The sequence below is a fragment of the Faecalibacterium tardum genome, from assembly GCF_040096515.1.
Lineage (GTDB): Bacteria > Bacillota > Clostridia > Oscillospirales > Ruminococcaceae > Faecalibacterium > Faecalibacterium tardum.
Window position 1 is genome coordinate 180,234 of the sequence record NZ_JBBMEO010000001.1, and the last position, 14,690, is coordinate 194,923.

Annotated in this window: 10 protein-coding genes and 1 tRNA gene; 9 read left to right on the plus strand and 2 right to left on the minus strand. The window is 55.7% G+C overall.

Translation table 11 applies throughout. From position 1 onward, the window contains the following. Positions 1-91: 91 nt before the first annotated feature. The 8 genes from uvrB to WMO44_RS00920 all read left to right on the plus strand — a co-directional run bounded on the left by uvrB (position 92) and on the right by WMO44_RS00920 (position 10,757). The gene (gene uvrB / locus WMO44_RS00885; protein ID WP_349151448.1) at positions 92-2,149 is read left to right on the plus strand and encodes an excinuclease ABC subunit UvrB; all 2,058 of its coding nucleotides are present in this window, start codon (positions 92-94) and stop codon (positions 2,147-2,149) included. Then, positions 2,136-5,003 (plus strand): excinuclease ABC subunit UvrA, encoded by a 2,868-nt coding sequence (gene uvrA / locus WMO44_RS00890; RefSeq protein ID WP_349151449.1) that lies wholly within the window; start codon positions 2,136-2,138, stop codon positions 5,001-5,003. The genes uvrB and uvrA overlap by 14 nt, the downstream gene beginning before the upstream one ends. Before the next feature lie 154 nt (positions 5,004-5,157). Further along, a tRNA-Pro gene (locus tag WMO44_RS00895) sits at positions 5,158-5,235 on the plus strand. A 243-nt stretch (positions 5,236-5,478) separates the two neighbouring features. Further along, a complete protein-coding gene (locus WMO44_RS00900) occupies positions 5,479-5,730 on the plus strand; it encodes a DUF6061 family protein (RefSeq protein ID WP_097779994.1) in 252 nt (83 codons plus the stop codon). 164 nt (positions 5,731-5,894) lie between these two features. Next, the gene (locus tag WMO44_RS00905; RefSeq protein ID WP_097779995.1) at positions 5,895-7,232 is read left to right on the plus strand and encodes a TrkH family potassium uptake protein; all 1,338 of its coding nucleotides are present in this window, start codon (positions 5,895-5,897) and stop codon (positions 7,230-7,232) included. Between the two features lie 11 nt (positions 7,233-7,243). After that, complete coding sequence (locus WMO44_RS00910) at positions 7,244-7,891, plus strand: potassium channel family protein (RefSeq protein ID WP_005926948.1); 648 nt, start codon at positions 7,244-7,246, stop codon at positions 7,889-7,891. Positions 7,892-8,275: 384 nt separating this feature from the next. Beyond that, positions 8,276-10,054 (plus strand): ATP-binding protein, encoded by a 1,779-nt coding sequence (locus WMO44_RS00915; protein ID WP_349151450.1) that lies wholly within the window; start codon positions 8,276-8,278, stop codon positions 10,052-10,054. Then, the gene (locus WMO44_RS00920) at positions 10,047-10,757 is read left to right on the plus strand and encodes a response regulator (RefSeq protein ID WP_005926942.1); all 711 of its coding nucleotides are present in this window, start codon (positions 10,047-10,049) and stop codon (positions 10,755-10,757) included. The genes WMO44_RS00915 and WMO44_RS00920 overlap by 8 nt, the downstream gene beginning before the upstream one ends. 142 nt (positions 10,758-10,899) lie before the next feature. Here the strand turns inward: WMO44_RS00920 and WMO44_RS00925 are convergent, their stop codons facing one another. Further along, positions 10,900-12,009, minus strand: coding sequence for a phosphotransferase enzyme family protein (locus tag WMO44_RS00925; RefSeq protein ID WP_349151600.1), 1,110 nt, complete (start codon positions 12,007-12,009; stop codon positions 10,900-10,902). Positions 12,010-12,028: 19 nt separating this feature from the next. After that, a complete protein-coding gene (locus WMO44_RS00930; RefSeq protein WP_349151451.1) occupies positions 12,029-12,895 on the minus strand; it encodes a helix-turn-helix domain-containing protein in 867 nt (288 codons plus the stop codon). Between the two features lie 415 nt (positions 12,896-13,310). Between WMO44_RS00930 and WMO44_RS00935 the strand changes: the two genes are divergently transcribed. Then, the gene (locus WMO44_RS00935; RefSeq protein ID WP_349151452.1) at positions 13,311-14,684 is read left to right on the plus strand and encodes a carbohydrate ABC transporter substrate-binding protein; all 1,374 of its coding nucleotides are present in this window, start codon (positions 13,311-13,313) and stop codon (positions 14,682-14,684) included. Positions 14,685-14,690: the final 6 nt, after the last annotated feature.

Here is a 14,690-nt window from a genome sequence, read left to right on the forward strand (position 1 = left end):
AAAAAACTGTTTACATTATAAAATATGCGTGCTATAATACAACTCGGAACAACAACTGATTGTGGTTATACGCGCGGAAGGGAGAAAAACGATGGCAGAGGAAAAATTTGAACTGGTGTCGAACTATGCCCCCACCGGCGACCAGCCTCAGGCGATCGCGCAGCTGGTGGAGGGGGTGCAGCGGGGCGACCGCTGCCAGACCCTGCTGGGCGTGACCGGCAGCGGCAAGACCTTTACCATGGCCAACGTCATTGCCCAGTGCAACCGTCCCACGCTGGTGCTGGCGCACAACAAAACGCTGGCGGCGCAGCTGTGTACCGAGTTCCGCTCGTTTTTCCCCAACAACGCGGTGGAGTACTTCGTCAGCTACTACGACTACTACCAGCCGGAGGCCTACATCCCCAGCACCGATACCTATATTGAAAAGGATAGCGCCATCAACGATGAGATCGACCGCCTGCGCCATTCGGCTACGGCGGCGCTTTCCGAGCGGCGGGACGTTATTATTGTGGCATCGGTGTCCTGCATCTACTCGCTGGGCGACCCCATCGACTACCGCAGCATGGTTATCAGCCTGCGCCCCGGGATGCAGATGGAGCGGGACGAGCTGTGCAAAAAGCTGGTCACCCTGCAATATGAGCGCAACGATGTGAATTTTGTGCGCAATAAGTTCCGGGTGCACGGTGACACGGTGGACATTTATCTGGCTTATATGAGCGAGCTTGCCATCCGGGTGGAGTTTTTCGGGGACGAGATCGACCGCATTACCGAGTTCAACCCCCTGACCGGCTCCAAGCAGAACGTGGTCAAGCACGTTGCCATCTTCCCGGCCAGCCACTATATCGTCAGCGCCGAAAAAAAGGCCGCTGCGCTGGAAAAGATCCGCGCCGAGTGCGACGCACAGGTCAAGCAGTTCACCGCCGAGGGCAAGCTCATCGAAGCACAGCGCATTGCCCAGCGCACCAACTACGATATCGAGATGCTGAACGAGGTGGGCATCTGCAAGGGCATCGAAAACTATTCGGCGGTGCTGTCCGGCCGTGCACCGGGCAGTATGCCCACCACGCTGCTGGATTATTTCCCGGAGGATTTTCTGCTCTTTGTGGACGAGAGCCACGTCACCCTGCCACAGGTGCGTGCCATGTACGGCGGCGACTACGCCCGCAAAAAAACGCTGGTGGAGTACGGTTTCCGCCTGCCGTCCGCCTTCGATAACCGCCCCCTGAAATTTGAGGAGGTGGAGTCCAAGCTCAACCAGATGATCTTTGTCTCCGCCACTCCCGGCGAGTACGAGCGCCGGAACAGCTCACAGGTGGCGCAGCAGGTCATCCGCCCCACGGGTCTGTTGGACCCGGTCATCTCGGTGCGCCCGGTGGAAGGACAGGTGGTGGATCTTTTGGGCGAGATCAACGCCCGCATCCAGCGGCAGGAGCGGGTGCTGGTGACCACCCTGACCAAAAAAATGGCCGAGGATCTCACCGATTACCTCACCGAGCAGGGGATCAAGGTCAAGTATATGCACCACGAGGTGGATACCTTCGAACGCATGGAGATCATCAAGGATCTGCGCTTGGGCAGCATCGACGTGGTGGTGGGCATCAACCTGCTGCGCGAGGGTCTGGATCTGCCGGAGGTGAGCCTTGTGGCCATTCTGGATGCCGACAAGGAAGGCTTTCTGCGCAGTGAGACCAGCCTGATCCAGACCATCGGCCGCGCCGCCCGCAACGCGGAGGGCATGGTCATCATGTATGCCGATGTGGTGACCGACAGCATGGAGCGCGCCATCACCGAGACCGAGCGCCGCCGCGCCATCCAGATGGCCTATAATGAGGAACACGGCATCGTGCCCAAGACCATCGTAAAAGCCATTGCGGACAGCATCGAGATCAGCGATAAGGCCGAAAACGCCAAGCGCAACACCCGCCGCATGGGCAAGCTGGAGCGGGAAGCTGCCATTGAGCGCCTGACCCGGGAGATGAAGGAAGCCGCGAAGCTGCTGGAATTTGAGCACGCAGCCTTCCTGCGGGATCAGATCGATCGTCTGCGCCGGGGCGAAAACCCCACCGTGGACTCCGCCGCCGAGACCGAGCGCAAGCAGAACCATGCACAGACACAACGAAAAGGGAGAAAATACCTTGGCAAACGATAAAATTATTATCAAAGGTGCCCGCGAGCACAACCTGAAAAATATCAACCTGACCCTCCCGCGGGAAAAGCTGATCGTCATGACCGGCCTTTCCGGTTCGGGCAAGTCCAGTCTGGCCTTCGATACCATCTACGCCGACGGTCAGCGCCGCTATGTGGAAAGCCTTTCCAGCTATGCCCGGATGTTTCTGGGCCGGATGGATAAGCCGGACGTGGACGAGATCACCGGTCTTTCACCGGCTATCTCCATCGACCAAAAGACCACCAGCCATAACCCTCGCTCTACCGTGGGCACTGTGACTGAAATTTACGATTATCTGCGCCTGCTGTACGCCCGCATCGGCGTGCCGCACTGCCCGGTGTGCGGACGGGTCATCAGCCAGCAGACCGTGGACGAGATGGTGGATGCCGTCCTCAAGCTGGAAGAGGGCACCAAGTTCCAGATCTTAGCCCCGGTGGTACGACAGCGCAAGGGCACTCAGCAAAAGGAGCTGGACGCCGCCCGCCGCGCCGGTTATGCCCGCGTGAAAATCGACGGCAACCTGTATGATCTGGACGAGGAGATCAGTCTGGAAAAGAACATCAAGCATACGGTGGAGATCGTGGTGGATCGTCTTGCCTTGCGCAAGGGCATCCGCAGCCGTCTGGCGGATTCGCTGGAAACGGCGCTGGCGCTCACCGGCGGCGTAGCCGAGGTGGACGTCATCGGCGGCGAGTGCATGACCTTCAGTCAGAACTTTGCCTGCCCGGAGCACGGCATTTCCATCAGCGACCTGTCGCCCAGGCTCTTCTCCTTCAATAACCCGCTGGGTGCCTGCGAAAAATGCACCGGCCTTGGCACCTTTATGCGGGTGGATGAAGACCGCATCCTGCCCAACCGCAGCCTTTCCATCCGCGAGGGCGCCATCAAGGCCAGCGGCTGGTACTACGCCGAAGGCTCGGTGAGCGAGATGTACTACCTTGGTCTTGGCAAAAAATACGGCTTTACGCTGGATACGCCCATCAAGGAGATGAGCACCGAGGCGGTAAACGCCCTGCTCTACGGCACCAACGGTGAAAAGATCGAGATGCACCGCACCAACGAGTTCGGCAGCGGAGTGTACTACAACACCTTCGAGGGCATCGTGGAAAATCTGGAGCGCCGCTTCCGCGAGACGAGCAGCGAGTGGATGAAGGAGGAAATCGGCAGCTTTATGTCCGGCGTGGAGTGTCCGGACTGCCACGGACAGCGCCTGAAGCCGGTGGTGCTTGCCGTGACCATCGGGGACAAGAACATCAGCCAGTTCTGCGAGATGTCCATCCGGGACGAGCTGGAATTTATCCGGCAAAACGAGCCGAACCTCACCAAAAAGCAGCAGCAGATCGGCGGTCAGATCATGAAGGAGATCAAAAACCGCCTGCAATTTTTGCAAAGCGTGGGTCTGGATTACCTCACGCTGGCCCGGGCGGCGGGTACGCTGTCCGGCGGCGAGAGCCAGCGCATCCGCCTGACCACCCAGATCGGCAGCGCCCTGTCCGGTGTGCTCTATGTGCTGGACGAGCCCTCCATCGGCCTGCATCAGCGGGACAACGATAAGCTTATCGCCACCCTGAAAAACCTGCGGGACCTCGGCAACACGGTCATCGTGGTCGAACACGACGAGGACACCATGCGCAGCGCGGATTATATCGTGGACGTAGGCCCCGGTGCCGGTGTGCATGGCGGCGAGATCGTGGCCGCAGGCAGCGTAAAGGATATCTGCAAGGCCAAGCGCAGCATTACCGGCGACTACCTCTCCGGACGCAAGCGCATTGCAGTGCCCCAGACCCGCCGCACCGGCAACGGCCACTGCCTGACCGTAAAGGGCGCACGGGAAAATAACCTGCGCAACATCGATGTCAGCTTCCCGCTGGGGGAGTTCATCTGCGTTACCGGCATTTCCGGCTCTGGCAAGTCCAGCCTTATCAACGAGATCCTGTACAAAACGCTAGCCAGCGAGCTGAACGGTGCCCGCTCCCGTGCCGGCAAGTGCGATGGGGTAGAGGGGCTGGAGTTCGTGGATAAGGTCATTGGCATCGACCAGCAGCCCATCGGCCGCACCCCGCGCTCCAACCCCGCCACCTATACCGGTGTGTTCAACGATATCCGCACCGTGTTCTCCCAGACGCAGGACGCCAAGATGCGCGGCTACGGCCCGGGACGGTTCAGCTTTAACGTCAAGGGCGGCCGCTGCGAAGCCTGCGAGGGCAACGGCATTCTGCAGATCGAAATGCACTTTCTGCCGGACGTCTATGTACCCTGCGAGGTGTGCAAGGGCGCACGCTACAACCGCGAAACGCTGGAAGTAAAGTATAAGGAAAAAACCATTGCGGACGTGCTGAACATGACCGTGGAGGAAGCGGTGGTGTTCTTTGCCAACCAGCCCAAGATCGCCCGCAAGCTGCAAACCCTGCTGGACGTGGGTCTTGGCTATGTCACCTTGGGGCAGAGCGCCACCACCCTGTCCGGCGGCGAGGCGCAGCGCGTAAAACTGGCCAACGAGCTTGCCCGCCGCGGCACCGGCAAAACGGTGTATATTCTGGACGAGCCCACCACCGGTCTGCACATTGCAGACGTGCACCGCCTGATCGAGGTGCTGCAAAAGCTGGTGGACGTAGGAAATACGGTCATCGTCATTGAGCATAATCTGGATCTCATCAAGTGCGCCGACCATATCATCGACCTTGGCCCGGAGGGCGGCAGCGCAGGCGGCGAGATCGTAGCCGAGGGCACCCCGGAACAGGTGGCCACCGTGCCCGGCAGCTTTACCGGCCAGTACCTGCGCCCGCTGCTGGAACGCGACCGCGCGCAGCGCGCCGCAGAAGCGGAAAAACACTGAAAAACAGCAAAAACGAAAAAGCGCGTATCCGTGTAAAAATCAGACTTTTCTCAGAAAAAACCAAAAATAATCAAAAAATCTGTTGACAAAACGGCCTTGCCTGAGTATAATATTCCTTGTCGCCACGCTTCGGTAGGGAAGCGGCGGTCGATATCCGGGTGTAGCGCAGTTTTGGTAGCGCGCTTGAATGGGGTTCAAGAGGCCGTGAGTTCGATTCTCGCCACTCGGACCAAACAAAAATAATCCGAACTTGTTTCCGATAGGAGACGGGTTCGGATTATTTGTTTTCTTCAGAAAATTAGCGTTTGCGAAGCAATGAAAGCCCCAGTGGGGCTTTTAAGCGACGGAACGGTCTGCGTTAGCAGATGGAGGGGCTTTGCCCCGACAAGTTCCATGCAGGTGTCCGTGGAAGATAAAATCCGAAATCATAGATTGACCGACATAAGCCACAACATGATTTCAGGAGGACATGAACATGAAGTACGATGCAAGAGCTTGCCATTTCAACATGGACACCGGATGCGTGGAACTGCTGCTCCGGGATGGGAGAATGATCTCCATCAACTGCACCGGGGTTGAGGAGGCGCTGGACATGACCATGGCGCAGAGGACGGAACTGGACTACCTCATCTACAACGATCCGTTGGGCTATGCGGATTTGATTCTGAACGGTGACCCAGAGGAATATTTGAAGAATATGGCTGGAAGCCATGGACTAGAAAGCTAAATGAATGCTGGACATTACCGCTTTTTTGAGCTGGTGATGTCCGGCATTTTTTAGTGTTGCCCGATCAATTTTAATGGAATCTTTATACTTCTGCAATTTTCTTTACGGCTCCTTTATCTATTCCATGCTAATCTTTATGCACACGGATAGGTAAAGGAGCTTTTATGATTCAATATCCTCGTTACAGACAGCACTGTTTTTCTTCTTTTCAGGTCATTATTGCAGGGTTTGCGGCAGTTGATCTGGTGGGCGCATTGCTTCTGATGCTCCCGATCGCTGCACAGCAGCGGTGCGTTACACCGTTCCATGAGGCGCTGTTTACTTCCACCTCTGCCCTTTGCGTGACCGGACTTGTGGTACAGGATACCGGCAGCTACTGGTCGGCATTCGGGCAGAGTGTGATCCTTCTTCTGATCCAGATCGGAGGATTGGGCGTCATTACGGTAGGCGCTGCCTTTGCGCTGCTTTCCGGGCGAAAGATCTCCCTCAAACAGCGCAGCACGATGCAGGAAGCCACCGCTGCCCCGCAGATGGGCGGCATCGTGCGGCTGACAGGCTTTATTCTGCGGATCACCGCCCTGTTTGAATTGGCCGGTGCTGCACTGCTGCTGCCGACATTTTGCGCCGATTATGGATTGCGCGGGATCTGGTATGCACTGTTTCATTCCATTTCGGCGTTCTGCAATGCCGGCTTTGATCTGCTGGGAACAAAGGGTGCAAAATTTGTTTCGCTGACACGGTATGCAGGGGACCCATTGCTTACCACAGTGATCGCGGCCCTGATCGTCTTTGGCGGCCTTGGCTTTCTGACATGGGAGGACATTTGTACATATCGCCTTGACTTTCACCGTTATCGGATGCAGAGCAAAGTGATCCTTGTCACAACGGCGTTTCTTCTGGTGTTGCCGTCGCTGTACTTTTATTGCTTCGAGTTCACGGCAGGCTCTGCCCGGCAGCGCATTTTATTGTCGATGTTCCAATCCGTTACCCCCCGTACTGCCGGCTTTAACACCGCCGATCTTGCTGCGATGGGCAGCACTTCACAGGCATTGATGGTGGTTCTGATGCTGTTGGGCGGTTCGCCCGGCTCCACGGCAGGCGGCATGAAAACCACAACATTTGCCGTTCTGCTGGCCAATATGTGGGCGACCTTCCGCCGCAGAGAAGATGCGGAATTTTTCGGGCGGCGCATAGATAGTTCTGCGGTCAAGAATGCTGCCACGATTGCAGGGATGTATTTGACGCTGTTCTTCCTCGGAGCCTTTGTCATTGCTACGGCAGAGCAGCTGCCGATGTCGGTCTGTTTGTATGAGACTGCTTCGGCTGTGGCAACGGTGGGTCTGACATTGGGTATCACACCGCAACTTGGGATCCTTTCGCAAGGGGTGCTGATCGCACTGATGTTTTTGGGACGTGTTGGCGGATTGACGTTGATCTATGCGGCATTTGGCAGCAGCCCTGCCCACTCTCGTCTGCCGCAGGAGAAAATCGCAATCGGATAAAGGAGACAGGCATGAAATCGATTCTTTTGATTGGACTTGGCCGTTTTGGCCGCCATATTGCGCAGGAACTGAATGAGCTGGGTCATCAGGTCATGGCCATCGACAGCAATGAGGACCGTGTGAACGCTGTGCTTTCCTATGTGACGAATGCACAGATCGGTGACAGCACCAGCGAATACTTTCTGCGTTCCCTTGGCGTTGGCAATTTTGATGTGTGTATCGTAACCATCGGCGGCAATTTTCAGAGTTCGTTGGAAACAACATCACTGCTCAAGGAGCTGGGCGCAAAGCTTGTGGTCTCGCGTGCAGAGCGGGATGTACAAGCCAAGTTTCTGCTGCGCAACGGTGCGGATGAAGTGGTCTACCCGGAAAAGCAGCTGGCAAAGTGGGCAGCGATTCGATACAGCTCCGAACACATTCTGGATTATATCGAGCTGCAGGACGACCACGCCATCATGGAAGTGACGATTCCGCCGGAATGGATGAATCGCACGATCGGCGAGATCAATATTCGAAAAAAGTATAACATCAACATTCTTGCACTGAAAAAAGACGGAAAGCTCGATATGAGCATTACGCCGGATACGCAACTGTGCCGGGATGAAAGTATGCTGGTTTTGGGGAAATATGCATCGATCCAGAAGTGTTTCCGGCTCTAAAAAGATAGGACGGATCGTATGGATGTCGCTTTGTTATTGATGGTTCTTGGAGTCATGTTGAGTGGTTTCCGGGCAGCAGATGCGCTGGATCACATGCGGAAGGAAATCCTTCGACAGGAAGGAAAAAGACGTGGCTGGTGGTCGTGACCATCAAATTGTGCTATACTGTGGGCAAGGCAGGTGATCTTTATGAATCAGAACGACCCACCCACTGAACATATTCTGGCGTGTCTGTCGTCCTCTCCCTCCAATGCAAAGATCGTGCGGACGGCAGCAACGATGGCAAAGGCGTTTGGAGGGACCTTTACAGCTCTGTATGTCCGGACGCCTGACTCGGATCAGATGGGAAAAGAAGACTGTCGGCGCTTGCAGCAGCACATTCGTATGGCAGAGCAGGCAGGTGCCGACATTTCTACGATCTACGGGGATGACATTCCGCAGCAGATCGCAGAGTTTGCCCGCATCTCCGGCATTACAAAAATCGTACTGGGGCGCTCCAGCGTACATCGCCGCCATTTCTGGAGTGGACCATCACTGACTGAAAAATTGACGCTGACTGCGCCTAATCTGGATATTTACATCATCCCGGATGCTTCTGCAGAGAACGGCTACGGTTCAGGACGGAAGCTGTTCACCCGTCCGCTTCTGCCGTCTGTCCGTGATCTGCTGATCACCGCAGGCATCCTGAGCTGCATCACGCTCATCGGCTTCTTTTTCTTACAACTGGACTTTGCACGCTATAATATTATTATGCTCTATATGCTGGGGGTGCTGTTCACCGCATTGTGTACCAGCGGCTACACCTGCGGTGTGCTGGGGTCCGTTGCCAGTGTAGCATTGTACAATTTCTTCATGACCGAGCCATACCTGACATTCCATGCGTATGATCCCGGTTATCAGGTCACATTTGCCCTGATGCTGACCTCTGCAATCATTACCTGCGCCCTGACAACGCGGCTGAAGGATCATGCAAAAATGTCTGCGCAGGCAGCGTTCCGTACAAAAATACTGTTTGATACAAATCAGCTTTTACAGAGAGCAAAAAGCGAGGAAGAAATCCTCTCTCAGACAGCGTCCCAGTTGATGAAGCTGCTGAACCGGAGTCTGATCGTTTACCCGGAACAAAACGGAGATCTTGGGTCAGAACAGGTTTTTGAGATTGATGGGGAAGTGCCGTGTAACATTTTTTCTGCACCGGAAGAACGTGATGCAGCAAACTGGACGTTTGCCAACAAAAAGCGTTCCGGCGCAGGAACGGATAGCTACCCGGATGCAAAGGGGCTTTATCTTGCGCTTCGGACCGGAGGCGGCGTGTTTGGAGTGATCGGGATCGATCTGTCCGAAAAACCGCTGGATGCCTTTGAAAACAGTGTGCTGCTTTCCATTCTGGGCGAAGGTGCGCTGGCCATCGAAAACCGCAGAAACGCGCTGGAAAAAGAGCAAGCTGCATTGCAGGCAAGGAATGAAGAGCTGCGGGCAAACCTGCTGCGCACGATCTCCCATGACCTGCGCACCCCGCTGACCTCCATTTCCGGCAATGCCAGCAATTTGCTTTCCAACGGAGAAACGCTGGATACAGAGACCCGGAACAAGATCTGCACCGATATTTTTGACGATGCGCAATGGCTGATCGGTCTGGTGGAAAATCTGCTTTCCATCACCCGCATTGAGGATGGGCGGATGAATCTGCAGATCTCGCCGCAGCTGATGGACGAAATGATCGAAGAAGCACTGCATCATGTCAACCGGAAAAGCTGCGAACACACCATCACAACACAGTATGGGGACGAGATCCTCCTGGTCAATGTGGATGCACGGCTGATCATGCAGGTCGTTGTCAATCTGGTGGATAACGCCATCAAATACACCCCCGTGGGCTCGGTTATTCAGATTTCGGCTTACCGGAAAGACCATCAGGTCGTAGTGGAAGTTGCAGATAACGGTCCCGGCATTCCGGATCGCGCAAAAGCACAGGTGTTCGAGATGTTTTATACCGGGCAGAGCCGCATCGCAGACAGCCACCGCAGCCTTGGACTGGGCTTGCCCCTCTGCCGTGCAATCCTGACGGCTCACGGCGGAACATTGACCCTGCGTGACAACATTCCAAATGGCAGTGTCTTTTCCTTTGCATTGCCGCAAAGCGAGGTGAACATTCATGAATAAGCCGTCCATTCTGGTCGTAGAGGATGATGTTCCTGTACGGTGTCTGATCACAACGACCCTGAAAACCCACGGCTATAAATATCTGACTGCTTCCAATGGGGAAACGGCGATCATGATGACGACCAGCCACAATCCGGACATCATGCTGCTGGATCTTGGGCTGCCCGATATAGACGGCATCGAGGTCATCCGCAGCGTCCGAACATGGTCGAACCTGCCCATCATCGTCCTGAGTGCCCGGAGCGAAGATTCTGATAAGATCGAGGCACTGGACAACGGCGCAGACGATTATCTGACAAAGCCGTTTTCCGTGGATGAGCTGCTGGCAAGACTGCGTGTAACGCAGCGCCGATTGAATCTGCTGGCTTCTGACGGCATAAACAGTCCGGTTTTTGTCAATGGTCCTTTGAAGATCGACTTCTCGGCAGGCTGCGTCTGGCTGAGCGAGAATGAATTGCATTTGACCCCCATCGAGTACAAGCTGCTGTGTGTGCTGGCGCATAATGTGGGCAAAGTGCTGACGCATACCTCCCTCACGCAGAAAGTATGGGGCAGTACGCAGGAAAATGACATTGCTTCTTTGCGAGTTTACATGGCATCCCTGCGCAAAAAATTGGAACGATACCCGGATGCGCCGCATCTGATCCAGACCCATGTTGGTGTCGGATACCGGATGCTGCGCGCAGAAAATGATGAAGCATAGTAAAAAACAGGGCGCGCCCACCCGGACGCACCCTGCCAAAAGCCACAGACAATAGCGATAAGCTGTAAAAAGAAGCATGGACGCCCCCGAAAAGGAGAGCGTCCATGCTTCTTGCTGTATCCGAATGGAGGAGATTGCGAAATCAGTGATTGTCCGGGCAGACGATTTCCAGCATCTGATCGAAAACCTCTTCCATCTGCCGCACCAGTGTGAACTGGGTGCGGGCGCGGTCGAGGTTGTGATCCGGGCGAGCAATATGGAAATAATGGTCGCCCTCCAGATAGTCAGTCAGAAAACGGATGCCGCATTCCAGCGTCATGAGCCTTGCACCCCATGCAAGGCTCTTTTTTTCTGCCATGCTCATGGATGCCCCGGCAGTGGAGAGATACCCTTTGGCGAACACTTCGTACAGATGCAGGTCAAAATGGACTTTGCTCTGGTCAGGTTCGTCCTCAGCGCAGTCGTTGGCACCGGTGCGGATGGAATCGCCGAAGTCGTAGGCCGAAAGTCCCGGCATCACGGTGTCGAGGTCAATGACACAGATGCCTTTTCCGGTAGCGGCATCGATGAGGACATTGTTGATCTTGGTGTCATTGTGGGTGACGCGCAGAGGAATTTCGCCAGCTGCCAGCTGATTCAGCAGGACATGGCAGTCCTGCTCCCTCGCATGGATAAATTCGATTTCCGACGTGATATTTTTTGCCCGGCCCAGTGCATCGGCGGCGAGGGCTTTTTCAAAATTGGCATAGCGGTTGGGCGTGTCGTGGAAGCGGGCGATGGTTTCGTGGAGGGTGGAGGCCGGGTAATCCTCCAGCTGGTTCTGGAATTTGCCCAGTGTCTCGGCCACGGTGCGGAAGTCGGTTTCGCTGCCGACCTGCTGCAAACAGATGGTATCTTCTACAAAGTCGTAGGCACGCCATGCGCCGCCGTCTGCATCCAGATAGCAAGTCGACCCCGACAAAGTTGGGATGACATTCAGCGTTTCCCGTGCTGGGTCGCCGCCCTCGGCAAGAATTTTCGCCCGCAGATGCCGGGTCACGCCGCAGACATTCTCCATCAGGCCCACCGGGTTAGTAAAGGTATCTGTGTTGATGCGCTGCAAAATAAAGCGTTTGGAATGATCTTCCCGCCAGACCACAAAGGTGTCGTTGATATGCCCCTCACCATAGTGGTGAGCATCGCAGAGCACAGGCCCGCCAAAATCAAAGGCATTTGCAGCAGACTGGAGCAGAGAAAGGGTAACGGATTTCATCATAAATTCCTCGTTTTCGTTATACTTCATGCCGTTTTGTCGGGGCAGGGCGTTTTCCCTGCCGCGTCTGACGGCGGTATTCGTTGGGGGTCATGCCCTCCGCCTTGCGGAAGCACTGGGAGAAATAGCTGGGGGAGGAAAAGCCCATCAGCTCGCTGATCTGCGCCAGACTGTAGCTGGTGTTGCCCAGCATATACTTGCTCTCCTCAATGCGGCGGCGGTTCAGGTAAGTAATGGGGGAAATGCCGTACTCCCGCTGGAAGGTGTGGGCCAGATAGTATTTGTTCAGGTGGGCAAGCTCTGCCAGCAGGTCCAGCGAGATATCCTCGCGGTAGTTGGTGTCCAGATACCGCCTGATCTCCACACACTCCCGGCTGTCGGAGCGGGGCGTTTCCTCTACCTGCAAAGAAAGCGTGGAACACCGCACCAGCCAGATGAGCAGCACTTCCAGCAGGTCCTGACAAACGGTCTCACAGCCGTCTAAGCTGCGGTCGGCCTCGGCCAGCAGCATGTGCAGCAACGTGACCATCCGCTCCCGGTTCTCCCGGCAATTGAAGATGGCGTAGTTCGTATCCGCCTTGCTGAACAAAAACTCCATGCTGGCAACGCCCAGCACGATATACTCCAAGGGCGAGGCGTTCAGGCTAAGCTCGGTATGCTCCACCTGAGGGTTCACAATGACCATATCGTCCGGCTTTACCGGGAACAGCTGCCCGGCAAGGTAGAACTGTCCCTCGCCGCTGAGGCAGTAGAACAGCTCTGTGCAGGAATGGGTGTGGGCAGTGCTGTTCCAATCACCGCCAAATTTGCTTTTGCTGATGTACAGCAGACGGAAGGATTCCCGCGGGGCGGGCGCGTGGCGGATATCAAAGCGCTGGGTACTCATAGATGATCGGCTCCTCCGGGAAACGCAAATTTTCTAAAAACAAACGCAACATTCTGAAAACATTGCCCAAAATTGGTGCGTTGCTTCGTGCACTTTACCCTCATTATAGAGGGAACACACAAAAAAAGCAAGCCCTGATTTTAGGCTAATTTTTATATTTTTGTTTCTCAAGTCCCTTCGGAATATGTCAAAATAGTTACAGGTTGGGGATTGTGCTGAAACTTTTAAAATATTTTTAGCACTTTTGCTGAAAGAATTTTTCAGAAAGCAATATCTATAAAAAATGAAACAACAAACCTCTTGAGCAAGGAAGCGAAAGAATTTATATTGGAGGCAGAAAAACACACAGTCCTTCGGGCAAAGCCTGTTTGCCCGGCTGTGTTTGAACGGAACAAAATGATGGAGGCAACACAGTATGAATCGTATTTCTCGTCGTAATTTCCTGAAGGCGGCCGGCGTTGGCGCCGCTGCACTGGGTCTGGCTGCCTGCGGCGGCTCTTCCAGCTCCACCGCATCCAGCGTGGCATCCTCCACCGCCGCTTCTTCCGCAGCGGCGGCTGCAGACGTTACCATCAAGGTAGCCGCCATCGAGACCGGCTACGGCGCTGATATGTGGAAGAAGGTCGCCGAGGCCTTTACCGCACAGACCGGCATCAAGGTGGACCTGACCACCGACAAAAAGCTGGAGGACGTCATCGGCCCCTCCATGCAGGGCGGCGACTACCCCGACGTGGTCCATCTGGCTACCGGCCGTGAAGCTGCCCTGACCGAGCAGTTCATCAAGGGCAACCTGATCGCCGACATCACCGATGTGCTGAGCATGACCGTGCCCGGCGAGAGCAAGAAGGTGAGCGAGAAGATCGCCGGCGGCTTTACCGACACCTCCCTGACCAACCCCTACGGCGACGGCAAAACCTATCTGGCTCCCATGTTCTACAGCCCCTGCGGCCTGTTCTACAACGCAGGTTTCCTGAAGGAAAAGGGCTGGGACGTGCCCAAGACCTGGGACGAGATGTGGGCACTGGGCGACAAGGCTGCCGCTGAGGGCACCTACCTGTTCACCTACCCCACCACCGGCTACTTCGATGCCTTCTTCTATGCGCTGATGTACGCTGCCGGCGGCCCGGAGTTCTTCAACAAGGCTACCCACTACGAAGAAGGCATCTGGGACACCCCCGAGGCAAAGACCTGCTTTGATATCGTGGCAAAGCTGGCTTCCTACACCAACCCCATCACCCCCGCACAGGCCAACGATCAGGACTTTACCCAGAACCAGCAGCTGGTGCTGGACAACAAGGCCCTGTTCATGCCCAACGGCACCTGGATCGTGGGCGAGATGGCCGAGGCTCCCCGTGCAGACGGCTTTGAGTGGGGCATGACCGCCCTGCCCGCTGTCAAGGCCGGCGGCGATGGTTACAGCTACACCTGGTTCGAGCAGGCATGGATCCCCGCCGGTGCTGAGCATCAGGATGCCGCCAAGCAGTTCGTGGCTTACCTGTACAGCGACGAAGCCTGCAAGCTGTTTGCCGAGAGCGGCGCTATCCAGCCTGTGCTGGGCATCGCCGACAGTCTGGAAGGCGACAACAAGATGTTCTACTCCATCTACGACAACGGCGCAAAGGCCGCCATGGGCAACTTTGCAGCCTTCAGTGCCATCCCCGGCGTGGAAGTGCGCACTGTGTTCTTCGACCCTGTCAACTCTCTGGTGTCCGGCAGCATGACCGAGCAGCAGTGGATCAACGGCATCAAGTCCGCCAGCGACCAGATGCGCGCCAACATCATCGAGTAATTAAGC